At 43.5% G+C, this 26476-nt stretch carries 17 protein-coding genes; 10 read left to right on the top strand and 7 right to left on the bottom strand.

The genetic code is table 11. The features are described from left to right. Positions 1-96: 96 nt before the first annotated feature. Together ABD894_RS09755 and purL are read left to right on the top strand one after the other, a co-directional pair. Positions 97-1074 carry an alpha/beta fold hydrolase gene (locus ABD894_RS09755; RefSeq protein WP_345210831.1) on the top strand — a complete coding sequence of 326 codons (978 nt, stop codon included), beginning with the start codon at positions 97-99 and terminating at the stop codon, positions 1072-1074. A 428-nt stretch (positions 1075-1502) separates the two neighbouring features. Continuing rightward, positions 1503-5168: a phosphoribosylformylglycinamidine synthase gene (purL, locus tag ABD894_RS09750; protein WP_345210830.1), complete on the top strand. Its 3666-nt coding sequence runs from the start codon at positions 1503-1505 to the stop codon at positions 5166-5168. A gap of 98 nt (positions 5169-5266) precedes the next feature. Here the strand turns inward: purL and ABD894_RS09745 are convergent, their stop codons facing one another. The 4 genes from ABD894_RS09745 to ABD894_RS09730 form a co-directional block, all read right to left on the bottom strand. After that, positions 5267-7633 (bottom strand): TonB-dependent siderophore receptor, encoded by a 2367-nt coding sequence (locus ABD894_RS09745; protein WP_345210829.1) that lies wholly within the window; start codon positions 7631-7633, stop codon positions 5267-5269. A 190-nt stretch (positions 7634-7823) separates the two neighbouring features. Beyond that, a complete protein-coding gene (locus ABD894_RS09740) occupies positions 7824-8867 on the bottom strand; it encodes an adenylate/guanylate cyclase domain-containing protein (RefSeq protein WP_345210828.1) in 1044 nt (347 codons plus the stop codon). Further along, a complete protein-coding gene (locus ABD894_RS09735) occupies positions 8867-9247 on the bottom strand; it encodes a response regulator (protein ID WP_345210827.1) in 381 nt (126 codons plus the stop codon). The genes ABD894_RS09740 and ABD894_RS09735 overlap by 1 nt, the downstream gene beginning before the upstream one ends. A gap of 14 nt (positions 9248-9261) precedes the next feature. Further along, a complete protein-coding gene (locus ABD894_RS09730; protein WP_345210826.1) occupies positions 9262-10572 on the bottom strand; it encodes a sensor histidine kinase in 1311 nt (436 codons plus the stop codon). 340 nt (positions 10573-10912) lie between these two features. On the opposite strand from ABD894_RS09730, the gene ABD894_RS09725 reads away from it, so the two are divergent. The 5 genes from ABD894_RS09725 to ABD894_RS09705 all read left to right on the top strand — a co-directional run bounded on the left by ABD894_RS09725 (position 10913) and on the right by ABD894_RS09705 (position 16608). Beyond that, positions 10913-11503, top strand: coding sequence for an HD domain-containing protein (locus tag ABD894_RS09725; RefSeq protein ID WP_345210825.1), 591 nt, complete (start codon positions 10913-10915; stop codon positions 11501-11503). After that, positions 11503-12372, top strand: a complete 870-nt coding sequence (locus ABD894_RS09720; protein ID WP_345210824.1) for a YitT family protein — start codon at positions 11503-11505, stop codon at positions 12370-12372. Before ABD894_RS09725 ends, ABD894_RS09720 begins: the two co-directional genes overlap by 1 nt. A gap of 358 nt (positions 12373-12730) precedes the next feature. Then, positions 12731-13075 carry a hypothetical protein gene (locus tag ABD894_RS09715; protein WP_345210823.1) on the top strand — a complete coding sequence of 115 codons (345 nt, stop codon included), beginning with the start codon at positions 12731-12733 and terminating at the stop codon, positions 13073-13075. A gap of 168 nt (positions 13076-13243) precedes the next feature. Then, on the top strand, positions 13244-15955 hold the full coding sequence (locus tag ABD894_RS09710; RefSeq protein ID WP_345210822.1) for a PQQ-dependent sugar dehydrogenase: 2712 nt from the start codon (positions 13244-13246) through the stop codon (positions 15953-15955). Positions 15956-16149: 194 nt separating this feature from the next. Further along, positions 16150-16608 carry a GNAT family N-acetyltransferase gene (locus tag ABD894_RS09705; protein WP_345210821.1) on the top strand — a complete coding sequence of 153 codons (459 nt, stop codon included), beginning with the start codon at positions 16150-16152 and terminating at the stop codon, positions 16606-16608. On the opposite strand, the gene ABD894_RS09700 is transcribed toward ABD894_RS09705, so the two are convergent. Next, the gene (locus tag ABD894_RS09700; protein WP_345210820.1) at positions 16609-17100 is read right to left on the bottom strand and encodes an Lrp/AsnC family transcriptional regulator; all 492 of its coding nucleotides are present in this window, start codon (positions 17098-17100) and stop codon (positions 16609-16611) included. Positions 17101-17225: 125 nt separating this feature from the next. Between ABD894_RS09700 and ABD894_RS09695 the strand changes: the two genes are divergently transcribed. Next, a complete protein-coding gene (locus tag ABD894_RS09695) occupies positions 17226-18614 on the top strand; it encodes an MFS transporter (RefSeq protein WP_345210819.1) in 1389 nt (462 codons plus the stop codon). 113 nt (positions 18615-18727) lie between these two features. Here ABD894_RS09695 and ABD894_RS09690 read toward each other — a convergent pair whose 3' ends face one another. Together ABD894_RS09690 and ABD894_RS09685 are read right to left on the bottom strand one after the other, a co-directional pair. Continuing rightward, positions 18728-19882: a trans-sulfuration enzyme family protein gene (locus ABD894_RS09690; RefSeq protein ID WP_345210818.1), complete on the bottom strand. Its 1155-nt coding sequence runs from the start codon at positions 19880-19882 to the stop codon at positions 18728-18730. Position 19883: 1 nt separating this feature from the next. Next, positions 19884-21212, bottom strand: a complete 1329-nt coding sequence (locus ABD894_RS09685; RefSeq protein ID WP_345210817.1) for an APC family permease — start codon at positions 21210-21212, stop codon at positions 19884-19886. A gap of 224 nt (positions 21213-21436) precedes the next feature. Between ABD894_RS09685 and ABD894_RS09680 the strand changes: the two genes are divergently transcribed. Together ABD894_RS09680 and ABD894_RS09675 are read left to right on the top strand one after the other, a co-directional pair. After that, positions 21437-22456 (top strand): LacI family DNA-binding transcriptional regulator, encoded by a 1020-nt coding sequence (locus tag ABD894_RS09680; RefSeq protein WP_345210816.1) that lies wholly within the window; start codon positions 21437-21439, stop codon positions 22454-22456. 782 nt (positions 22457-23238) lie between these two features. Then, positions 23239-26460: a SusC/RagA family TonB-linked outer membrane protein gene (locus ABD894_RS09675; RefSeq protein ID WP_345210815.1), complete on the top strand. Its 3222-nt coding sequence runs from the start codon at positions 23239-23241 to the stop codon at positions 26458-26460. Positions 26461-26476 lie beyond the last annotated feature (16 nt).

Below are 26476 nucleotides of genomic sequence, written 5' to 3'. Positions count from 1 at the left end.
TAATTTAATCAATCATTTTTTAAGATTTAAAACATCATTTTAAATCGTTTTTAATAATTAAATATTGGGATTAATTTTGACATAAACAAACAGAAAATGAAAAATCTCATCAACGCCGGCATATCCGTACTCGCTATATCAGCCATGCTGATCAGCGGGCTACAGGCAAACGCGCAACAAACACAAACCAATAAATCAACAACAATGGAAACTTCAGCAATTCACTACAACAGCATTAAGGCAAACGGCCTTAACATATTTTATCGCGAGGCTGGCAAGGCCGGGGCACCAACTATTTTACTGCTGCATGGCTACCCAACCTCATCGCACATGTTCCGGAACCTGATACCTATTTTGAGCACAAAATACCATGTATTAGCGCCTGACCTGCCCGGCTTCGGCTTTTCCGACGCGCCCGATCATACCCAATTTCAATATACCTTTGACAACTTTGCCAAAACCATGCAGGCGTTTATTGATGCCAAAGGCCTTAAACGCTTTGCCATATATGTATTTGATTACGGTGCGCCTACAGGTTACCGCCTGGCGTTGGCCAACCCCGAAAAGATAACTGGCATTATCTCACAAAACGGCAACGCTTATGAAGAAGGCCTAAGCACCGGCTGGAACCCGATACAAAAGTACTGGCAAGATCCATCGGCAGAAAACAGGGCTTCCCTAAAACAGTTCGTATCAAAAGAAGCCACCTTATTTCAGTACGTTCACGGGGTAAGCGACCCAACTTTAATTGCGCCCGAGACTTACACAATGGATCAATACTTTTTAGATCGCCCGGGTAACCTGGATATACAAATGGATATCTTGTTAGATTACCGCACCAACGTTGCGCTCTACCCAAAATTCCAGGCTTACTTTCGCCAATACAAACCAAAATTGCTGGCGGTTTGGGGTAGTAACGATCCCTTCTTTTTACCCGCCGGTGCCGAAGCTTACAAACGTGATGACCCTAATGCCACCGTTAAATTTTACAACACAGGCCATTTCGCTTTAGAAACCCATAGTAAAGAAATAGGCGCGGATATATTGAACTTTATGCAGGGACTACCTAAATAATAAAGTGTATCGGCTATCAAAATACGCTGCTTTATAATTAGGCGGCGTATTTTTTTCTCCAAAATCCGTGATGATGCTCCGTAGGAGCTACCGATTTGTAGACAAGGTAAAAAGTATATTTTACCCCTTTAGGGGTTACCCTTTGTGAATGTGTAGCCCCTAAAGGGGCAAAAAAACAGGTAATATGGTGCTATAAATCGGTAGCTCCTACGGAGCATTATAAAAGCGCCAACTTGTGTACACACAGTAGGTTTTATAATGAGTGGCGTATTCTTTTCAGCTAAGACCAACTGCAAATTCAGCGAATTATGCCCTCAATGCGCTAAATAAAGCCAGTGTTAACAATTATGAAATTGCCTTAACATTTCCCCGCTTTTACAGCGTAATTTTATTACTTTTTACCGTACCTTTGCGCCTTAATTAGTACCATGATCTATTTCTTTTCAAATAAGGCAGGTATCGTATTTGCCGTACAGATGGAACAATCGCTCCAACCATCAGATATTTCAAAATTAAGCTGGTTATTCGGGGGCGCTCAATTAGAGCAGGCCGGTGTATTAAACGACTTTTATGTGGGTCCGCGCGCTGCCATGATCACGCCATGGAGTACCAACGCGGTAGAGATAACCCAGAATATGGATATCCACGGCATTTTGAGGATAGAAGAATTTACTAAGGTTGATGCCGATTTCTCGGGCTTCGACCCTATGCTATCGCAAAAATACAAAGAGCTTAACCAGGATATTTATACAATTAACCTGCAGCCCGAAGCTATACTTGAAATAGAAGACATCGCGGCCTACAACAAACAGGAAGGCTTATCCCTAAGCGACGAAGAGGTTACTTATTTGAACGAACTGGCAACCAAACTGGGTCGTAAACTTACCGACTCGGAAGTATTCGGCTTTTCGCAGGTAAACTCCGAGCATTGCCGCCACAAAATATTCAACGGCAAATTTGTTATTGATGGCGAAGAGCAACCGGTATCATTATTTAAACTGATCCGCAAAACATCCGAAACTAATCCTAACGGCATTGTTTCGGCCTATAAAGATAACGTGGCCTTTGTTAAGGGCCCGATAGTACAGCAATTTGCACCTGAACGTGCCGACGTACCTGCTTACTACGAAATAAAAGATTTTCAATCGGTAATATCATTAAAAGCCGAAACCCATAACTTCCCAACCACTGTTGAGCCTTTTAACGGCGCGGCAACCGGTTCGGGCGGCGAAATAAGGGACAGGCTGGCAGGCGGTAAAGGCTCGTTGCCTTTGGCCGGTACCGCTGTGTACATGACGGCCTTATCGCGCTTAGCGAAAGACAGGCCATGGGAAAACGGCGTACAAGAGCGCCAATGGTTATACCAAGCCCCTGTTGACATATTGATAAAAGCATCAAACGGCGCGTCTGATTTTGGTAACAAATTCGGTCAGCCACTCATTACCGGCTCGGTACTCACCTTTGAGCACGAGGAAAACTCAAGAAAATTGGGTTACGATAAGGTAATTATGCAGGCCGGTGGTATTGGTTATGGCAAAGCCGACCAGGCCGCCAAAGCAAGCCCGCAGGTTGATGATAAAATTGTGATATTGGGTGGCGACAATTACCGTATTGGTATGGGTGGCGCGGCAGTATCATCGGCCGATACCGGTGCCTTTGGCTCGGGTATTGAGCTTAACGCTATACAACGCTCAAACCCCGAAATGCAAAAAAGGGTAGCCAATGCCGTTCGTGGTTTGGTAGAGAGCGATCATAACACCATTATTTCTATCCATGATCATGGCGCGGGTGGTCACCTGAACTGCCTGTCGGAACTGGTGGAAGAAACCGGTGGTAAAATCGACCTGGATAAATTACCTGTAGGCGACCCTACCCTTTCGGCCAAAGAAATTATCGGCAACGAATCGCAGGAGCGTATGGGTTTGGTGATAGGCCAGGAAAATATCGACACCCTACAACGTATTGCCGACCGCGAACGAGCCCCGATGTATACCGTTGGTGACGTAACCGGCGATCATCGCTTCACCTTTGAATCGGCCACTACAGGTGCCAAACCAATGGACCTGAAAATGGAAGACATGTTTGGCAGCTCGCCAAAAGTGGTAATGCACGATAGCACCATTGAGCGCCAATACGAGCCTGTAACTTACGATCCGGCTTTACTTTCAACTTATCTTGAACAAGTATTACAACTGGAAGCCGTAGCCAGCAAAGATTGGCTGGTAAATAAGGTTGACCGTTGCGTAGGCGGCCGTGTTGCCAAGCAACAATGTGCCGGCCCGCTGCAATTACCGCTGAACAATGTGGGTGTTATGGCACTTGATTTTCAGGGCAAAGATGGAATCGCCACTTCAATAGGTCATGCGCCTTTATCGGCACTGATCAACCCGGCAGCGGGTAGCCGTAATGCCATTGCCGAATCGCTTTCAAACATTGTTTGGGCACCTTTGCAGGATGGCCTAACCAGCGTATCGTTATCGGCCAACTGGATGTGGGCCTGTAAAAATGAAGGTGAAGATGCCCGCTTATACCGTGCGGTTGAAGCCTGCTCGGCCTTCGCTATCGACCTGGGTATCAATATTCCTACCGGTAAAGATTCTTTATCGATGAAACAGAAGTACAAAGACGGCGAAGTTATTGCACCGGGTACGGTTATTATATCGGCAGCCGGCCATTGCGATGATATTACCGCGGTTGTTGAACCTGTTTTACGCAAAAGCGGCGGCGCTATTTATTACATCAATTTATCGGGCGATACTTATAAACTGGGCGGTTCTTCCTTTGCGCAGATACTGAACAAAATAGGTACCGAAACCCCTGATATTACCGATGCCGCGGCATTTAAAAATACATTTAACACTATACAGCAATTAATTAAGGCAGGCCATATACAGGCAGGTCATGATATTGGCAGCGGCGGTTTAATTACTACCCTGTTAGAGCTTTGCTTTGCTGATCGTGATCTGGGTGCTGAGATCGACCTGACCTCATTGGGTTCACAGGATATTATCGAAACCTTATTTGCCGAAAATATCGGGATCGTTTTCCAGGCTGATGCTGCCGCTGAAGCTGTGTTGGAAGCTAATAACTTAACTTACCATAAAATTGGTAACGTTACTTCATCAGCCGCTTTAAAAGTTAAAAACGCCGGCGGCGAATGGGCTTTTGATATCGATCATTTACGCGATGTATGGGCAACCACCTCATACCTGCTCGATCAAAAACAAAGCGGACCGGTTAAAGCCAAAGAACGTTTTGATAACTACAAACACCAGGTTTTGAAATATACTTTCCCGGCTGATTTTGACGGTAAAAAACCGGTTATTGAAGCGAGCAAACCTCGCCCGAAAGCAGCCATACTGCGCGAAAAGGGCAGCAACTCCGAAAGGGAACTGGCCAACGCCATGTACCTTGCTGGTTTTGATGTGAAAGACGTACACATGACCGACTTAATATCGGGCCGTGAAACTTTGGAAGATATACAATTCATCGGCGCGGTTGGTGGTTTCTCCAATTCGGATGTACTGGGTTCGGCTAAAGGCTGGGCAGGCGCGTTCCTGTATAACGAGAAAGCTAAGATAGCTTTGGAGAATTTCTTTAAACGCGAAGATACCCTGTCAGTAGGCGTTTGTAATGGTTGCCAGCTTTTTGTTGAGCTGGGCCTTATTAACCCAACACATGCCGATAAGCCAAAAATGCTGCATAACGACAGCCACAAGCACGAGAGCATCTTTACATCGTTAACCGTGCAAGAGAATAATTCGATAATGCTATCGGGCCTTGCAGGCAGCACACTGGGTGTTTGGGTATCACACGGAGAGGGTAAATTCCATTTACCATACAGCGAAGATCAATACAACATTGTAGCCAAATACGCTTACGAAAGCTACCCGGCAAGCCCGAATGGTTCGGCATATAATACCGCCATGATGTGCGACACCACCGGCAGGCACCTCGTAATGATGCCGCATATTGAGCGTTCATTGTTCCAATGGCACTGGGCTAACTACCCCGAAGGTCGCAAAGACGAGGTAACCCCATGGATGGCCGCCTTCGTTAACGCCAAAAACTGGCTGGAAAACAAAGCGAAATAAGCGACAGTGAAATACATACAATCATACAAATGCCCCGATCAGTATTGACCGGGGCATTTTTTGTTACAGGATAGAATGTTTAAGGGATAGCCCGCCGCTTACAGCGCGAAGCCTACGCTCAGCCTGAAATTTTGCGGGGTACCAACGTTATAATTCCAGTCGTCACCAACAGAACGGTAGCCGCCGCTGGCATAGCGCTTGTTGGTAAGGTTATACACGTTCACATTCACCGACATTTTTTTGTAGGTATAACCTGCCGATGCATCAAACAAGGTATAAGATGGCAGGTAGCCGGCAAAGGTCATGTCGTTATAATTTAAGCCGCCGCTTATTTGTCCGCTATATTGCATCCCCGCGCCTAACGAAAAACCTTTCACCGCGCCATGTGTAAAGCTGTAACGGCCAAACAGGTTAGCGGTATGTTTTACCGCGCCCGAGTTGCGAATACCTACCAGTACAGGGTTATTATCTTTAGTAATACGGGCATCGGTATAAGCGTAGTTGGCAAACATGTTCAGGTTAGGCAATATGTTACCATTCACATCAAACTCAACACCCTTACTAATCAACTGGCCCGATTGTATCTGGAATGCGGGATGTTCAGGATCGGTAGTGAGGGCATTATTCTTGGTGATTTGGTAAACGGCCGCGCTGGCATTAAACCGATCAAAGAAAACCCCTTTTACGCCAAACTCCTTATTGTTACCGGTAAGCGGTTTAAATACTTCACCACTAAAACTTCTTCCGTTTTGCGCGATGAAAGCACCATCGTACAAACCATAAACCGATATATTATTGGTGATGAGATAGGTTAAACCAAAACGCGGCACCAGTTTATTATCGCTTTGCTCCACCGGGTCGCTGTAGTTGGCCCAGCTTACGCTACCTGTGTAACGCGCGGCCAGGGTAACAATAAATTTATCATAAAACTTTATGTGATCCTGAATATACAGAGCCGCGTACCTGCTGCCGTACTTACTGTCGAAACCGTTCACACTAAAATTTTTAAGTGAATCAACAGGGATGTAATAGGCCAAAGAATCAAACAGTAAATTATTTCTGCTGCGGTCGCCATAAGTATCACCGCCTGAGCTGTGTACGCTGGTATTACCGTAATCAATACCCAACAATACCTTATGTTCTACCTTGCTGCCGGTATTGAACGAGCCATCAAGAAATGCCTGCACCGTATATAATTTATTCTTCCAGCCGGTGTAGGCCATATAACGGTAAAGGGTATCATAAGTTGGTGATGTACCTTCGGTATACATCATATAGCCACCCCAGGGGCCGCTTGCCGCACCGGCCTGCGCGTTCACATGCCACTTATCGTCCAGTTTGTGCGATAGTTGAACCCTGTAATAATTATCGGCACTTTTGGTACCGGGCACGTTTGGATCGATAGCGCCAAAATTATCGGGCAATACAAAAAATTTACCGTTAATGGTAGGCAGCACTTGTCCGTTACTTAACGAGCGTGCCTGCATGTAGTTATATTCGGCAGTAACGGAGGTTTTATCATCAAACTCATATTTAACAGCCGCGGCTACAAAACTTTTATTAAATTCACTGAACTTATAAAAATCGGCCTGGCGTTGTAAACCTGCATTTAAGCGATAGGTTAAGTTGCCGCTCTTATTCAGTTCGCCGCCCAAATCAACGTTGCTGCGCATCAAGTTCCAGCTGCCTAAGCCGAAACCGAACTGCGCTGTGCGCTCGTGAGTAGGCTGCTTGGTAACAATATTCACCAAACCACCAGGTTCGGTATTGCTGATCATAAAACCGGCCGGGCCTTTTATAAATTCAACACGTTCTATCATGCTGGCATCGGCCTCCTGGTTATACCAGTAGCCGCTGCCTATACCGTTGCGCAGTATACTGCTGTACACCTGTGTACCACGCACGTTAAATGAAATATCCTGCTTGGCACCGCCGGCAAGTATCCCGCTGGAGGTACGTAATATATCTGACAACGACAGGGCGCCAATATTTTTAATGGTTTGTATACCTGTTACGGTAATGTTTTGAGGAGTTTCTATCAAAGGAGTGTTCAGCCTTAGTGATGGCGATACGGTTTTGGTAGCGCCATGGCGGGCGCCTGTAATGTTTACCTCCACCAAATCAGAACTGGATTCGGCCAGGGTTACGTTGATGATTGTTGCAGTGCCTTCCTTTACGGTAACCGCTGTATCCAGGCGTTTAAAACCTACTTCAGATACATGTAAACGATAGGTTCCGGCACGCAGGTTCTCTAATTGAAAGTAGCCACTTTCACTGGTGTGGGTACCCAATTTTGTGCCCTTTAATAATACCGAAGCCATTACAACCGGCTGACCAGATACAGATAGCACCGTACCTGTAATGCTGCCGTTTTTAGTTTGGGCGAGGGATGCAAAAGGGATTAGAAAAATGATAATGATGAGGGCAGACTTTGCCCAAAGATGCTGTAGTAAAAATTTATTCATGTGGCAAGTAATAGTTGTTTCGTCGCAAATATATTATTATTTATACTTAGTCTAAATAATAATAAGAATAAATTTTACAGAAACACTTTGATTACCATCAGTATATCAATCATATACGATAGAGCCAATAAAAAAAGCCGCTTGCATTATCATGCAAGCGGCTTTTATGAGCTAAACTTAGCTTGTGCTTTTAAGCCACTACCTGGTAAACCGTTACCGGTTTTGATTTATTTTTGAGGCTAACGTCGCCTATTTTTTCGCAGCTGAAAGATTCTTTCGCTTTTTCGTAAACTTCTTCGGTAATTAATATCTGCCCGCCCTTGGCTGCCGCTTGCAGGCGTTGCGCCAAATTCACCACATCGCCAATTACGGTATAGTCGAGACGTTTTAAGGAGGCCGAACCGATATTGCCCGAGATCATTTCACCGGAATTAATACCGATAGATACGGCAGGTTTGTACACTTCGCCATCACTGTTGATCTCTTCGGCACTGTTTATTTTGGCGTTAACGGCAAGAGCGGCTTCAATAGCACGATCAAGGTGATAATCTCCCCTGAAAACGGCCATCACCGCGTCGCCTATAAATTTATCAACGTGGCCATTGTGTGCTATAATTTCGGTTACCATGGTATCAAACAAACCGTTGAGCAATTTCACCACCGTATTGGCCGGTACCTTCTCGGTAATGGCGGTAAAGCCGCATATATCAATAAATACCACGGTGGCATCAACCAGGTTATTTGACAACAGGCTTTGTTCAAACTCTTTGTGCGTCATAAAATTGAGCACATTTTCGTCTACATACATTTTAAGGATGTTGTTTTCCTTAATAGCCTTCATGGTAGCCTGCAATTGCCTTACGTATTGTATGGTTTTCTCCATGGTAAGGTCGAGGTCGGCAAAATCAACGGGCTTTACCACAAAATCGAAAGCGCCTCGATTCATGGCAGTACGGATGTTCTGCATGTCGCCATAGGCCGATACCACTACAGCTTTCAGCATAGGGTTGGCTTCGGGCAGGCGGCTCAACAGGGTTAGGCCATCCATTACGGGCATGTTGATATCACTAAGAATAATATCCAGATCGGGGTGTTCTTTTACCCTTTCCAGTGCCTCTTCGCCATTTTGCGCGAAAATAAACTCGTATACATTTTCCCTGATCTTGCGCCTGAACTTTTGTTTTACCAGCAGCTCCAGATCAGCTTCATCATCCACTACTAATATCTTAGCCATTATGTTCTTAAGTTTTTCAAGTTCTCTTTTAACAATTTAAAATCGAGCGGCTTGGTTAAATAGTTATTGGCTCCATTTTCCATCGCCTGCCTTTTATTCTCTTCATCATCGTATGCGGTGATCATCATTACCACGATGGGCGGCGGCGCGTCATAATCGTGCCTGATGCGCGACAGCAGTTCGATACCGCTCATGCCGGGCATATTAATGTCTGACAGGATGAGCACCACTTCCGAATGTTTATCTTTCAAATAATCCAGCGCCTTTTCGCCCGACAGGGCAAAATCAAATTCCACTTCGTGATTGCGTATCTCTTTACGAAACTGCTGCAAAAATAACGATTGCACGTCCTCTTCGTCGTCAACTACCAGTATTTTCATTTCAATGTTTTTAATCAGGCTACAGGCAAAATAACCGTAAACAGTGTGTATTCGCCTTCTTTGCTATCAATTTCGAGTTTGCCGCCATGGCCTTTCGCTATAATATCATAACTAAGCGATAGCCCCAAACCTGTACCCTCGCCGGTTGGCTTGGTGGTAAAAAACGGCTGTAATATTTTATCCTTCACCGCATCGGGGATGCCAATACCGTTATCCCAAACCTTTATGATAAGGTTTTTACCGCTTACCGATGTGGTCAGCTTAAGCTCGGGCCTGAAACTGCCGCCCAGCGATTTTTGCTTTTGCTGCACCGCGTAAAAGGCATTGGTGAACAGGTTGAGTAGCACCCGGCCCACATCCTGCGAAATGATGTTCACCATCGGTAATCCCTGCCCAAAATCGGTGATCAATTCGGCATTAAAAGTTTTGTCTTTAGCACGTAAGCCGTGGTACGAAAGGCGCAGATATTCGTCGGCAAGTTTATTAATATCCGTAGGCTCTTTTATATTATTATTAGCGCGACTGTGTTGCAGCATGCCTTTTACAATACCATCGGCACGTTTACCGTGGTGACGAATTTTTTCGAGGTTTTGCTTGATGTCTGCCGCAATAGCCATGGCTTCTTCCATATCGCCCTTTTGCAGCTCCTCACCCATTTCATCGATCAGCTCCACGCTCACTTCCGAAAAATTGTTTACAAAATTTAGCGGGTTTTGTATTTCATGCGCTATACCGGCGGTAAGTTCGCCCAATGATGCCAGTTTTTCCTGTTGGATGAGTTGCGCCTGGGTTTCTTTAAGCAGCTTTACGGTTTGCTGCAGTTCGTTCTTTTGTTTGGTAAGCTCGGCGGTACGTTCGGCCACCATCATATCCAGCTCATTATTACGGATACTGGCCACGCGCAGCTCGTCCATTTGCTTTTTTGAATAACCGCGAAGCACAAAGATCCAGGCAAAAGCAGCCAGGTTAGCCAGCTGAAAAGAATCGTCGTACTTATGGTAAAACTTACTCGCAACAAGCTCTGTAACGGCCGATAGTAGCGTAGTTATTATTAAAGGATAGTGTGCCTTAGCCAAAAACTGGAACCGCTTAAAGTCTTCTTCCTCTCTTAAATAATAAACAGCGCCCAGCAGCAGCAATCCCGAAATAAACGAATTAACCACATCGCTTGAGTAGATGGTAAGCACAATAAAAGCCCCTATGCAACCGCCAATTGCCGAACGCAGCGTATTGTTCCATTTAAGTTTAATATCGGGCAAAAAGGCAATTTCTTTTTGTATGCGCCTTATTAGCAAAACAATGGCCAGGTATGTAAAAAAGAACATGCTTACAATTTATTTATGTGACTAAAGGTAACCTAAGTTGTTGATTATCGTTGTAACTTTTATCTGCCGACACAGCAGTATAAAATGCCTTGATACAGTGCCGGCGAAGTGTAAACCGGGCAAAGAGGTATTGTATAGAAGCAGGTCGGTGTTAATTATCAATAAATAACTTAAAATATTAGCTAATAAACAAATTTGAAGTGGAAAAGGCGGAAAGCTGAAAGCCGAAAGCGGAAAGGTAAAAGCTGAAAGGCGAAAGGTGGAAAGGTCAATGACTAATGACCAAATGCCGAATGACTAAGATAAACCTTTATATTTAGCCACTAAACATGTATACCCAATGCAATTTGAACAGGTAGCGGAATTTATTTTGAATAAGATGCAAAGGGAACTGCCTGCACATCTTACCTATCACGATGTTGAGCATACGCGTGATGTGGTCAATGCGGCCAAACAACTTGCGCAGCTTGAAAATGTTAATGCTGGTGATACACAGTTGCTGCTTACCGCTGCTATGTACCATGATGCCGGGCATATTGTGAAGAGCGAAGGTCATGAAGAGGAATCGTGCCTTATTGCCGGGAGAACTCTACCCAACTACGGTTATACCCCGGCGCAAATTGAACAGATCTGCGGTATAATAAGGGCTACCCGTTTACCGCAGTCGCCTGCTAATCATTTGGAACAGATTATTGCCGATGCCGATTTGGATTACCTGGGCCGTGATGATTTTTTTGCCATCAGCCATAAACTCTACCTGGAGCTTGCGCATACGGGCGCGGTAACCAACGAAAATGAGTGGAATAAAAAACAGATAGATTTCCTGGAAAACCATCGTTATTTTACAAAAACAGCAATAAATTTAAGGCAAGCTAAAAAAGAACAGAATATAGAGCAGATTAAAAGTCAAAATTCTAACTTAGCGGAGTAATGAAAAAGATAGCCGTATCCCACTGGATAACCGACGTATTTTACACCGTACTGGGCATATTGTTTTGCGGTTTTGCCCTAAAAAGCTTTTTAATACCCAACTCGTTTTTTGATGGCGGGGTTACGGGGATGTCGTTACTCATACACGAGATCTACCATATTAATATCGCTTATGTGATCATTCTGCTGAATATCCCTTTCATTATTATGGGGGCATTCCAGGTGAATAACACTTTCGCTATTAAAACTTTGGTAGCGGTTGTAGGCCTCGGGCTGTGCCTGTTATTTATCCCTTATCCGCAGATCACTTCAGATAAATTACTGGTATCCATCTTTGGCGGTGTGTTTATGGGGATAGGCGTGGGGCTGGCCATACGCGGTGGTTGTGCTTTAGATGGTATTGAAGTGCTGGCACTTTATACCGGCAGGCGCATCAGCTTTACCGTGAGCGAAATTATACTGGGTATCAATATCATCATCTTCCTTATTGCCGCTATTGATCTGGGGCTACCTACTGCATTATACTCTATACTTACCTATTATACCGCTTCCAAAACCATCAGTTTTGTAATTGAAGGATTGGAAGAGTATACCGGCGTAACCATAATTTCTGCCGATAGCGAAGAAGTTAAAAGGCGTTTGGTGATGGAACTCGGCCGTGGTATTACCATATACAAAGGCGAGCGCGGCTTTTTAAAAGAGAGCTTTGATGTAAGTCAGCCGGTTGATATTGTATTTACGGTAATTACCCGTTTAGAGGTAAGGCGCCTGCGCAACCTGGTGCACGAAATTGACCCAAAGGCTTTCGTATTTACCAGCACCATTAAAGAAGCAGCCGGCGGCGTACTTAAACGCAGGGCAAGGCACTAATTATTCTTTTTATTTAATACAATTCTGTTAAACTGATTAGGGGCACCGTTGCCTTTAAGCCGGGCACTATTTGCCGTGAATTTTTATAGGCAGATATCAAAAATATGTACGCTTCAAAAATCGAAAACAAGGTGCGTTATTCGACATCTATTAAACTATAAAATCCAATAAAACCTTTCCGCGGTAATACGTTTTAACCAGATATACACGTTATAACATCAGTTAAAAAGCTTATTTATCGCGTCCTGCCCCACTTTTACGACATTTGATTGATAACGAAGCAATTAGCTGAAAATATTTCATTTTTTATTTACAACCTTTAGGAATATTTATTAACTTAGCCTTCAAACTTATCAATATGAAAACAGCACTCACTCCAACCGTTCTCCAGTTCCTGGTAGATGAAGGTTTCCAGATATGCCTTTCTAAAACAAGTTCTATTTTTACCAAGAAGGCAAGGTTTTGTACCACGCTCACCCCGGCAAAATTCGATTCGATGCCTGATCGCAGTACCGGCCTGTTCGATAACTTTTTTGCCATTAAAGCCGAGCCCGTAGTAATGGCGCAGGGACTATATGATACCATTGTTTTAGTTGACATGGACACCACCACCTGGCAAGCCTACGAAACCAAAGTATTGAAGGTTAAAAAACGCAAAACTGCTGCCAAAACTGCCCGCAAACAGTACGATTTGGTTGCTTAGTTAAACGTTTTATAAAGTGTTGTAATCACAATAATCAATTAGTTATCAGCTTGTAAACTTATTGTGACGTTTTAAATATGCGCCATTTGCATTAGCGGGTTAACGAAAAAAAGCGGTATTATTGGGATAATTAATTTAAACCCAATTATTCTGAATCTTTACCACGTAATGCACAAAAAGTCATTCTTTTCAAAAGCGATGCCCGCTATTTTCCTTGCGGCATCTATTTCGTTCAACACAGTAGCCCAAACGGCAAAAAAGCCCGAAGATAACCGTTTCACCAAAGTAGTGCTTGCACAAGGCGTTGAAGAACCTATGCAGTTCCAGATACTTAAGGACGGCCGCGTAATATATGCCGAACGCAAAGGCAAGCTCAAAGTTTACGACCCTGCCACAGCCAAGGTAACCGTAGTGGCCGATATACCGGTGAGCACCAAATACGTGAGCCGCACCGGCGAGGTATCTGATGCCGAAGATGGTTTGCAAGGCGTAATTTTAGATCCCGATTACGAAAAGAATCATTGGATCTACCTCTTTTACTCGCCTGCCGGTACCGAATCAAAGAATATACTGGTACGCTATACCTGGTTGGGTAAAGAGCTGATAGCCGCCTCAAAAAAGGTGGTACTGGAGGTAGATGTACAGCGTTTTGAGTGCTGCCACGTGGGTGGTGGTATGGTTTTCGATAAAGATAAGAACCTGTACCTAAGCACCGGCGATAATACTTTTTCCCGCGCGTCTGACGGCTTTAGTCCGCTGGATGAGCGCCCCGGAAAATCGGAGCAGGATTCGCAAAAATCGTCACCAAACAGCAACGATCTGCGAGGCAAGATCTTGAAGATCCACCCCGAGGCCGATGGTACTTATACCATTCCCGAAGGAAACCTTTTCCCGAAAGGAACACCAAAAACACGTCCCGAAATTTATACCATGGGTAACCGTAACCCGTGGCGCTTAACTATCGATAGCAAAACGGGCTGGTTATACTGGGGCGAGGTTGGTCCGGATGGATCAGCGGATGATTTGGAAAAACGTGGGCCACAATCATACGATGAGTTTAATCGCGCAAAAAAACCGGGCTTTTTTGGCTGGCCATACTTTGTGGCCGATAACAAAGCTTACCGTAAATATGATTTCGCTACTAAACAATCGGGCGATTTCTTTAACGCCGAGCACCCGGTTAACAACTCGCCTAACAACACCGGCTTAAATGAGTTACCCCCTGCAACGCCCGCGTTTATATGGTACGGCAAGGCTACCAACACGCAATTTCCGCTGTTAGAAAGCGGTGGTAACAGCGCCGTTGGCGGACCGATATTCCACAAAGATGACTTTAAAGGAGCCAAACGCCCCTTCCCTGATTATTACGAGGGCAAATGGCTAATTACCGACTGGGTACGCGGCTGGATAAACGCGGTAGAAATGGATGAGAACGGCGACTACAAATCAATGGAGCGCTTTTTACCCGATCTGAAACTGCGCGGCCCTATCGATATGAAATTTGGTCCCGATGGCGACCTTTATGTACTGGAATATGGCAATGGCTACTTTAGGGATAACCCCGAAGCCGAGTTGATAAAGATTGAGTTTAACGGCGGCAACAGGCGCCCGCAGGTACAGGCAGCCGCCAATAAAACAGCCGGCGCGGTACCGCTTAAGGTAAGCTTTTCTTCTGCCGGAACAAAAGATTTCGACGAAGGCGACGTATTGAGCTATGAGTGGAAGATCACCAAAAAAGGAGCGATATACAAGGTGCTGAAACAAGCCGATCCGTCGCTTACTTTTACTACCCCTGGCGTGTACAAGGCCACCCTTACCGTAACCGATTTAAAGGGTGCTAAAAACAGCAAAACCATTGATATTAAAGCAGGCAATGAACCGCCGGTGGTTAACTTCAATGTAACAGCGGGTAATTCGAGTTTCTTCTTTCCGGGTAAAAGCATTGCCTACAACGTAAGCGTGAGCGATAAGGAAGACGGCAGCCTCGCCAATAAAAAGATACTGCCTGCACAGGTTTCGGTAACGGCCAATTACTTATCAGAAGGATACAACCTTACCGATATTGCCCAAAGGCAGTTGAGTGCCGATGCTAATGCACAGTTCGCGGGTGCTATAGCGCTGATGAATAAAAGCGATTGTAAATCGTGCCATTCGGTGAAGGATAAAATATTAGGGCCATCGTTTACCGAAGTTGCCAAGAAATATAAAGATGATGGCGGCGCGCAAACCGCTTTGGTTAAAAAGATCATCACCGGGGGCTCGGGTGTTTGGGGCGATGCCATGATGCCTGCCCACCCCGCGCTAAAGGAAAGTGATGCCAATGCCATTGTAAAATATATATTGAGCCTGAGCACTACACCGCGCGTGGCCAAATCGTTACCGGTACGCAGCACTTACACCCCGGTTGTGCCCGAAGGTGATAACCCCGACGGTACCTTTATACTTCGTGCCGCTTACACGGATAGGGGCAGCAAACTGGCTCCGGCGCAAATGAGCGAGAAAATAATGGTATTGCACAGTCCGCTATTGCCGGTATCGCAAGTGGTCGAATCAACCAATTTTGCCTTTAATAGGGATAGCACGGTTGCGCGTCCGCAAGGCGAAAACGCCGCGCTGAAATTTAAAAAGATAGACCTGACAGATATTAACCACCTCGAATTGCTTGTTAACCCGGTAAAGGATGCTGCCGCTAAAGGCAATATCGAAGTTTATTCGGGCTCGGCACAGGGCAAATTGCTGGGTAAGTATACCGGTACTTATACTGATCTGAAATCGGTAAACATACCTTTAACGGGCGCGGCAGGAGTAACCGATTTATACCTGGTATTTAATGGTGCTCCGTTGCGATTAAATGGGATTCGGTTTGCTGATAAGGAATAAATAGTGTTGTAGCGGATGGGAGAAGCCTCCCCACATACCCTTCGACAAGCTCAGGGTGACCCCGCCAAAAAAGATGACTACAAGCTTTGACAACTTTTAAAAAGTTGTCAAAGCTGAAATGACAAGTATTAGAAATGAGCGGTAAAATTGCATTGGGCAATATTACCGCTCATCTTTTTTTATAGCTTTACCTTATGGATACGGTACAGGTTTTTAAACACTTTAATGAGTTAACCCCAACAGAGCTTTACGAGATGCTGCGCCTGCGGAGCGAGATTTTTGTGGTGGAACAGAATTGCATCTTTTTGGATATGGATAACAAAGATCAGAAATGCCATCACCTGTTGCTCTACAAAGACGATCAATTGGTGGCTTACGCGCGCGTTGTACCGGCGGGTATCTCCTACCCCGAGGCATCCATTGGCAGAATTGTTACCGGCAGTACGGTAAGGGGCACGGGCATGGGCAAAATTTTGGTGCAGGCCGCCATTGATGCCTGCTTTAATTTATACGGCAATCAAACCATCCGCATAGGGGCGCAACTTTATGCCAAAAAGTTTTACGAGGGTTTAGGTTTTGTTGAAGAAGGCGAAATTTACGATGAAGACGGCATCGACCACGTTGAAATGATCCTCGATCCGGCTGCTAAATAACTATAGCAGCTGATGGGTTTCTTTAATAATGTCCATTACGAAAATACTTTTAGTCTGCCCAAGACCGGCAACTTCGCCCAATTGGTTCACAAAAAAATCGTGGTAGCTATCCATGCTTTCTGATACTATTTTGAGCATAAAATCGAAGTCGCCCGAGATATTGTAGCATTCCAGCACTTCCTTAAATTGCATTACGGCGTTAATGAATTCGGCACCCGCCTTTTTATTATGTTCGCGCAGGGTGATCATGCAAATCACCATAATGCCTTTGTTCACCATGCGCTTATCCAATATGGCCGCGTAGTGCTTAATTACGCCTGTTTTTTCCAGCCTTTTTATACGCTCATGGGTGGGCGTGGCGCTTAAATTGATCTTGGCGGCAATATCTCGCACGGTTAGCTTGGGGTCGGTTTCCAGTAAACGCAGTATATCGTGGTCTTTTTCATCTAAAGGCACAGGTACCTTTTTAGTTTGTTCTTTTGCTGATGTCATAATTTATGATAAAGAATACTTTTGTTCTTCGCACCTATCCAATTTACAAATTTTGTTCCAAATAATTATTAAAAAATAATTATAAAATCTACCTGAGTAATTTTGTCGGAACAAAATTCGAAATTATGAGTTTAAAAAAGAACAGCATCCTCATTATAGCCTCCATGGCCATATTTGTGGAAGCTTTAGATATAGCGATCATCAACCTCACCATTCCTTCCATCCAAAATCAGTTTAGCCTGAGTAACGATGAGGTGCAATGGCTGCAAACTTTATATGTGCTGCTCTATGGTGGTTTCCTGATCATCGGCGGTAAACTGTCTGACCTGATTGGCCGCAAGCGGGTATTTATAGCCGGGGCTATCCTGTTTTTGGTTACCTCTTTGGGCGCGGGGCTGTCGGGTTCGTTTATTATGCTGGCCCTGTTCAGGGCGGTGCAGGGTTTGGCGGCAGCATTGATCATGCCATCGGCGCTTTCCATAGTTACCCACACCTTTACCGAAAAGCACGAACGCAGTAAGGCTATCGGTATTTTCAGTTCGTTCGCTGCGGTGGGTTCGGGGAGCGGGTTATCAATTGGCGGTATCATCAGCACTTATTGGGGTTGGCACTGGGTATTCCTCATCAATGTACCCATCCTTGCTTTTGTAATTGTAGCAGCCTGGCTTTACCTGGCCAACGATCTGCATTTTCATCCACCCAAAATTGCCGATATAACATCCGGCTTATTATTAGTAGCAGGGTTATTGATGCTAAGTTATGGCGTGCACCAGTTAGGCGAAATTAAAGAACATTACTTTTCCATAAGCGCCATACTGACCGGGGCTGTGCTATGCTTCGCGATACTTTATCGCCGGTTTACCAAACAGGCGCAACCACTTATCGATCTGTCTATTTTTCGGTCGGCTACCATATCAACGGCTAACGGGGTGTTTATTTTATTGGGGGCTTTCTTTACAGGTTACCTGTTCATTATATCGTTGCTGTTGCAAAAAGACATGCACTACAGCGCGGCCGAAGCGGGGATATTACTGGTACCTTTCAGCATATTATCGGCCATGGTAGCCAAATTTATTATTCCGCTGATGATTAAAAAGATTACTATTCGTCAGTTGGGCACCCTGGGTATGGCCATGATGGCTATCGGCGGCCTGTTGCTTTTCATGAGCATCCTGTCGGGGCATTCGTTACTGCTACTATTGCTCTCGGCAGCCTGCGTGTCGGGCATCGGCATGACGATCTGCTTTACCAGTCTATCTGTACTGGCGGTTGAGGGTGTGCCTACGCAGCATTACGGCCTGGCATCCAGCCTTACCAGCACTTCTTACTTTTTAGGCGCGGGTATCGGTCTATCTATCCTAAGCCTGTTTATGCAGGAGGATGCAAGCGCGGCCGCGGTTAACCATATTTCTATGGTGATCCTTTGCGCTTATGCCTTTACCGGCCTGGTTTGGCTGGTGATCTTCATCAGCCGGGGCAACGCTTATAAATTGGGGATGGTGGGTAAATCTTAAATTTTTTAGTCATTCGGCATTTTGTCATTACTTATTTAGTCATTCGGCATTGGTCATTAGTCATTACCTTTCCGCTTTAACCTTTCTGCTTTAACCTTTCAGCTTTCCGCCTTTCAGCTCAATGCCTGCCGCAAATCCTCAATAATATATTCCGGGTCTTCCAGCCCTACATACATCCGCATCATTTGGTGGCGTTCATTGGCAACGTCGTATTCGTGGTTGTTTATAGATGCCAGTACCGGCATTACCAGGCTTTCGTGCCCGCCCCATGATACGCCCATCAATATATGTTTGAGGCCATTACAAAAACGTTCTATCTTTTCTTCAGATGAGTTTTTAAGTGTAAAGCTGAACAAACCACCGCAACCCTTCATTTGCCTGCGGGCCAACTCAGCCTGTTTATGATCGGGGTTGAAAGGCCAGTATACCTTATCAACCGCATGATGCGTACGCAAGTAAGCGGTTACCAATTTAGCGGTTTCAAAACTACGCTGAATGCGCAGCGGCAAGGTGCGTAAACCACGGATCATGAGCCAGGCGGTTTGCGGGGACAAGGCCGCGCCGATATTCATAAACTCGTTATTGAACAATTGCTCCATCAGTGCCTTGCTGCCGGTAAGTACACCTGCAACAATATCAGAGTGCCCGCCAATATATTTTGTAGCCGATTGCGCTACCAGATCAATACCCATACTTATCGGTTTTTGAAACAGCGGACTGCAATAGCTATTATCTATCATGGTGATGATCCCTTTCAATTTTGCAAACTCCGCAATGCGGGTAATATCCTGCAACTCAAAGGTGAGCGTATTAGGGCTTTCGAGGTAGATGAGGCGCGTGTTCGGCTGAGTAGCATCAATAAAATTTTGCACATCGTTACCATTAACAAACGTGGCGGTTACACCGTATTTGCCAAGCACATTGGTAAATAGTTTTTCTACCCAGTTATAGGGGTTTTTGATGGCCACCACATGGTCGCCTTGTTTAAGCAAACTAATAAGCGGCACCGCTATAGCGGCTATACCGCTGCTAAATAATAAAGCATCTTCGGCACCATCTAATGCTGCCAGTTTTTTACGTAAGATGTTGAGCGTAGGATTTTGTCCGCGCGAGTAAATGCCGGCTTCAAATTCATTAGCCATGGCCTGCCTGAAATCGGCCACGGTTTTAAAGGCAAAGTTACTGCTTTGCATTACAGGTGGCGAAATGGCATTAAAGTAGTTCTCGCGGTCTTCTCCTAACTCGTTTAGGATAAATGATAGTTCCATTTTAGGGTTTGGGAATTGGTTTTTGGTTTCTTTTGGTTAGATAATATATAATGAGGCCTGCAACAAATGTGCAGAAACAAACTATGGCCGCCAGTGGGTTATTAATGAATATATTAATAGTAACAAACAGGTACGAAGCAATAAATATCAAAGGCACAAGAGGAAACAGCCGTACCTTGTACACACCTTGCGTGTTGTGTTGCTTTGCTTTTTTACGTAATATAAAAATAGAGCTTGCTGCTATTGAAAGGCCTATAGTATCAAAGAACATTACATAATCAAGCATTTTTTGAAAAGAGCTTACAAATAGTAAAATGAGCAATATAGCCCCTACAAAAAAAGTTAAGCCAAACTCCTGTACCTGATTTTTGCCGTTAACCCGTTTAAATAATTGCGGTAATATGCCATCTTCGGCCATAGCATAATAAACCCGCGGATTAGCCATAATATTTACGTTGATATATGCCAGTACCGATGCGAACATCAGTATCGATGTTATCTTATATCCTGTAACTCCGAATAGTACGCCTGCGAGTTTAGCGGCGATAACATGATCGCTTTGTAAGCCCCCTAACCCTAATACTTTTATATAACAAAGGTTAATAAGCAAATACAGTATTACCACAGTTAACACTCCCCAAAAAATAGCTTTGGGTATATTTTTTTTAGGATTAATAATATCACCGCCGAAATTGATAGTTTGCTGATACCCGCCATAGGTAAAAAATACAGCTACAAGACTTAAGCCCAAACCTGTAAGGTTACTAACAGGATGCTGTAAAACTTGTACTGCCGGCAATGTGGCATCGCTTTTAAAAACAGCAGCGCATAATATCAATATCATCAGCACTTTAAATATAGTAAGTACATTTTGGGTGCGGGCACTCATTTTTATACCTATATAATTAATAATATATAATATAAGTACTGATGATACAGTAAGTATACGTACACCCAATGTATTCTGCAAACCGGGCGGCATTACTAACGGATCAATATACTCGGCACCAATTAGTGCCACTGCCGCAACAGAGGCCGCATTGCTGATCACCAGCACCCAATTGATCATGAACGCGAATGCCGGATTAAAGCAATACGACACCACTTTGTAAAAACCACCCGTATTAGGGTACCGCGAACCTATCTCGGCAAAGGTGAGCGCGCCGCACAAACTTACCGCGCCTCCAAATATCCATACGGCGAAATACAGATATACGTTATCGGTATGGTTAGCCACTTCATAAGGTGTGGCAAAAATACCCATGCCTATAATAAGGCTGATAACTATCATGTACAGATCAAAACGGTTAAGTTTTGGAATTATGCCCATAAAAACCGTTTTTTATATAAAGTATTTTGCATATTTTAAATATAGTAAAAGGTTTTACTATATTTAGGCCAAAATAAGATCAGTTTTCAGTATTTTAAATGATATCAGGGCGATATTTTATCATTTTAAATAAAAACTGACTTAAACTACTTGTAAACCGATATTCTGTATAAATTTCTTTTTTTAACTAAATTATAGTTACGCTATAATCACCACCTATTACAATGAAAAAAACGGTGTCTATTAAAGATATTGCCAAACTTACCGACTCGTCGATCACCACGGTATCTTTCGTTTTAAACGGCAAAGGCCGGATTAGCGAAGCTACCCGAAAAAAAATATTAGATGTAGCCGAAAAAAATGGTTACCAGGCCAACCGGATGGCTGTAGGCTTACGCACCGGGGTTTCAAAAGTAATAGGGCTCGTTGTAGAAAACATTGGCGGCCACTTTTTTGGTGCGCTGGCTAAAGTAATTGAAGAAGAAGCAGAAAAACATGGCTACCGCATAATTTACTGCAGCACCAATAATGATATACAAAAAGGCCGGGAGGTTATAAAAATGCTTTCGCAGCAATTGGTTGATGGCTATATTATTACACCACTTAAGGGTTTAGAGGATGAAGTGCTGGCATTAACTACAAACAATAAACCCGTTGTACTTATAGATGGCTATTTCCCTGGTTTGAACATTCCCCATGTATTGGTTGACAATACAGGCAGTGTAGTAAATGGTATTAACTGCTTTATAAAAGAAGGCTATAAAAAAATAGGTTTTGTAACGGTAGATATTGAACTGGTGCAATTAACCGAAAGGTTGCAGGGCTACAGCGATACCCTGAAGCAAAATAATATTAAAGAGGTAAAGAAAAATATCCTGAAACTACCTTTTGATATTGATAAGTATAATGCCGTAGAAGTAATTAAGAACTACATATTGAAAAACAAAAACCTCGATGCCATATTCTTCGCCACCAACTATTTGGGCATATTAGGCTTACAGGCCTTAAAAGAGCTTAAACTCAGCATTCCGGATGATATTGCGGTGATCAGCTTTGATGATAACGAACTATTCGATCTGTATCCACCGGGCATAACCTCTATTAAACAGCCTACTTACGAGATAGCGAAATCGGCTATCGATATTCTGTTATCGCAGCTAATGGATAATAAAACCGACATATCAGATCTGAAACTTCAAATCCCGTCAACCATTATTGAGCGTGGTTCAACAAGAGCTAAATAACCACCTTGCATCAAAAGGTGTTTTACGCATATTTTTATTCAGTACCATATCCGTAATTGCATTTACAGATAATGGCGATGATTTTCCTTTAAATATTCTTTTTTCAAGAACAAAATCTGCTTAACGAAATCACAGAAGCACTAAATACTTATTAAAAATCAACAATACTTAAATTGAGCACACCAGCACAGCAAAAAATAAGGAGATCATAATATATTTTTTAATTACAAATCCAGTAACATAGCAAAATACATAACATATATTTATAAATACCCATCTAAATATAAAAAACAGTTCAAATATTTGTATTTTATCATCATATTTTTGGCACATCACTAATTAATTAACACTTTGTTTAAATAAATTTTATAAAATATTTGATAAAACCTTTTACTATTCTATATTTGCTATATGCAACGCGCGCCTGTCTGCTATTTATTCTATACTAAGCTCTGTTACAAAACAATAACAAGCTAAAAAATCTTTTTTTAAGCCAAATGGTAAAACGTTTAACCATTTGTTGATCAATATCATGCGATATAATTTGATTTGAACAGCCTTAAACTGTACAAGCATGACTTGTTGTGCCCTAATCGATAAAACGTTTTATCGTGGATAATTAAACTATTGTTGAACCAAAACATACTGAATGGATATATAAATTACTATAAAACAACCGATTATTAGCAGATACACTGTTAACTGCTTCCCCTTTAATACCCCTAACAGGCACCATATCGTCGGGTGCTATGGATATTCACCTTATTATTAAATTTTACCACATGATCTTATTGTTTTACGAGAAAAAGTTCCCCCGTTTTTTATGTATCATGCTAATGCTGCTGGTGTTAGAGATACCTTACGTTCGTGCGCAAAATACCGGCGGTATAGTTACCGTTTCAGGTACTATTAAAGACGAATCGGGCCCGTTACCAGGCGCTATAGTATTAGTTAGCGGTACAAATACCGGCTCATCAACCGATGCCGATGGTAAATTCAGCATCAAAATTACTGCAGGCCAAACGCTTACAGTAAAAATGCTTGGTTATGAAACTAAACAAGTTAAAGTTACAGGTGCTACTACCAGCCTTGTTGTAACCCTGGCCAATGATAGCAAGAGCCTTAAAGAGGTGGTTGTAATTGGATATCAGCAAGTAGCCCGCCGCAGTGTGAGTGCCGCTGTTACCTCTATCAATCCCAGAGATATTGCAGATATCCCCGCCCCTACGTTTGACGCCTTACTTCAAGGCCGCGTGGCAGGTTTGAACGTGCAAAATTTTTCGGGTGAGCCGGGTGTACGCAGCAACGTTGTATTACGTGGTAATACATCGGTAAGCCGTTCAATTGATAACAACACCAACTCACAAAGCGGTAAAGCAAGTTTGGCACGTGCCATTAGCGGTCCGCTTTATGTAATAGACGGAGTGCCTCAAAGCACAGAGGATATTGCTGCTATTAATTACGGCAGCGGTACCAGCACCGATCTTTTGGCAGGTATCCCAATTGGGGATATTCAAAGTATCGACGTTTTAAAAGATGGTTCGGCAGCAGCTGTTTACGGTTCGCGTGGTGCCAATGGTGTTATTTTGATAACTACTAAAAAAGGTCTGCCCGGCAAAACCCAAATAGGCTTCTCAGCTTATCATGGTTTAACTGCCAGGCCAAACCTTGATAAGGTGTTGATAGGTGCCGAAGAAACACGCGCCAAACTGGACCTTATTAACCATTATGGTAATTATACTAACCTGAAAAACCTCCCGCAAATATTAACCGACACCTTAAACAATGCTTTCAACAACGCCAATGATTACCGCGATGGTGTGTACCAAACCGGCCGTGTTGATAATTACCAGGTATCGCTTACCGGTGGTAGCGACATTTTCACTTATCGTTATGGTTTAAACTATTATGATGAAGATGGTATCATTAAAAAATCGGGCTTAAAACGCTATGCTTTAAATAGCAATATCGGCCTTAACCTTTCGCCAAAGTTGAAGATCACTACCCAGATCCGCTTTTACAGGGTTGACCGTCCACGGTCTATCAGTGATTTGAGTGGTGGTTTTAGTCCGTTCAACGGAGGATATTATGCAAGCAGTCCGCTGCCGGCATCAAACTTGTACCTGTCGCCCGAGAAAAGAGATTTTCTTTTCGGTAACACATCAGTGCAAACTGATGCTAACACCAACAACAGTATCACCATTAGCCCTACTATTGATTGGAGAATATCAGATAAATGGTTATTTAACACCGTTATATCATACGAAAGCGCCAACAGCCGTAACGACTCTTACACTCCCGGCTATGTTCGTTTAAGTAATGAAGGTATCGCATCAAGCTTTTCAGACAATTCTTACAACTACCTATTAAGCAATAGCTTACAGTTCACCACCAAAATTAAGGAAGATCATCACATAAACGTATTATTGGGCCAAAACACTGAATACCACCAGTATCGCTCAATAAGCGCTTATGCTGATGGTATTCCTAATGACCAGGTGAACGTAGTAAAGATCATTGACAGAAACAGATCTAACGCTTTTTCTGACCTGATAGAAAGCGGTATCCAAACCGGCTTTTTGCGTTTAAACTATGATTACAAAGGCCGTTACCTGTTATCGGGTGTATTTAATGCCGATGCGTCATCAAAATTTGGTCCGGGTAAACGCGTGGGTTATTTCCCATCAGTATCTGCCGGTTGGATTATCAGCGACGAGCCTTTTATGAAAAGTGCAGCCTCATGGCTTACCATGTTAAAATTACGCGGTAGCTTTGGTATTACCGGCCGCCAGCCTGATAGCGGCGACAACTATCTTTCGTTTAATGCTTACCGCATTGGCGCAGGTGGTTTTTCGGGCAGTGATGCACAAACCTATAACGGTGTATCATCCATATCGCCAAATTTTGATACTGGTTTAAGCAATAAAGACCTTACCTGGGAGCATTCAAAACAATACAATTTAGGTATCGACCTTACCATACTTGATGGTCGTTTCAACTTTGTTGCCGATGCTTATGTTAAAAATACTACCGAAGGTATCTTCTCATTAAACCTGCCTGTTACAACCGGTTATTCAACCATTATTACCAATGCTATAGGTACACAAAACAGGGGTATAGAAGCATCAGTTATTGCAAATATTTTTTCGCCTTCAAGCAAATTTCAATGGAATACCAACTTTAACATTGCCTACAATAAAAACGAGATCACCTCATTGCCAAACGGTGGTCGCGATATTTATTTAGACCACTTTGTTTTACGCCGCGGACAATCTATCAACGAATTCAACTTGTTTCAACAAACAGGTGTTTACCCTACCGATGCCGATGTACCATTTAACCCGGTTACAGGTGGTGTGTTAAACTTCTACGGGTATCCGTTTAAAGGTGGTGACCCAATATGGAAAGATTCAAATGGCGATGGTGTGCTGGATGCTACAGATTATGTACCAGCCGGTAACCCTAACCCTAAATACACAGGTGGTTTTACCAACTCTTTCAGTTACAACAACTTCACGCTATCGGTATTCTGTACCTTTACTTTAGGGCGTGAAATATTTAACGATTACCTGGTAGGTAAACTATCGCACCTGGTACCAACTGATGATGGCGACCCTAATCCGCTACATGCAATTACCAACAACGCATTCCCTGATCTTACTGGTATCAACTACTGGAAAAACCCGGGCGATATTGCCCAATACCCTTCATTAAGTTCGGTAAGCGGCACGAGGTATAAATACGCGGCATCAAGCAACGCGTGGATTGAAAGCGGCAACTATATGCGTATTAAAACGGTATCGTTAGCATACGCCTTTCAACCGGCAGTGTTAAAAAAGATCAGCATAAGCAAGCTGCGCGTATATGGCATGGTTGATAACCTTCACATTTTCCAAAAATCAAACGTACCTGATGCTGAACAGGTTGATGCTTTTGGTTTATATAACGGTAGCGGTTACCCTATCCCTAAAAAATTCACTCTTGGTGTTGACCTTACCTTTTAATATTTAAATACTAAGT

It is taken from the genome of Mucilaginibacter gynuensis (assembly GCF_039541195.1).
GTDB lineage: Bacteria > Bacteroidota > Bacteroidia > Sphingobacteriales > Sphingobacteriaceae > Mucilaginibacter > Mucilaginibacter gynuensis.
The sequence above is the reverse complement of the archived record's forward strand: the minus strand, read 5'-3'. Positions and strand labels throughout refer to the sequence as shown.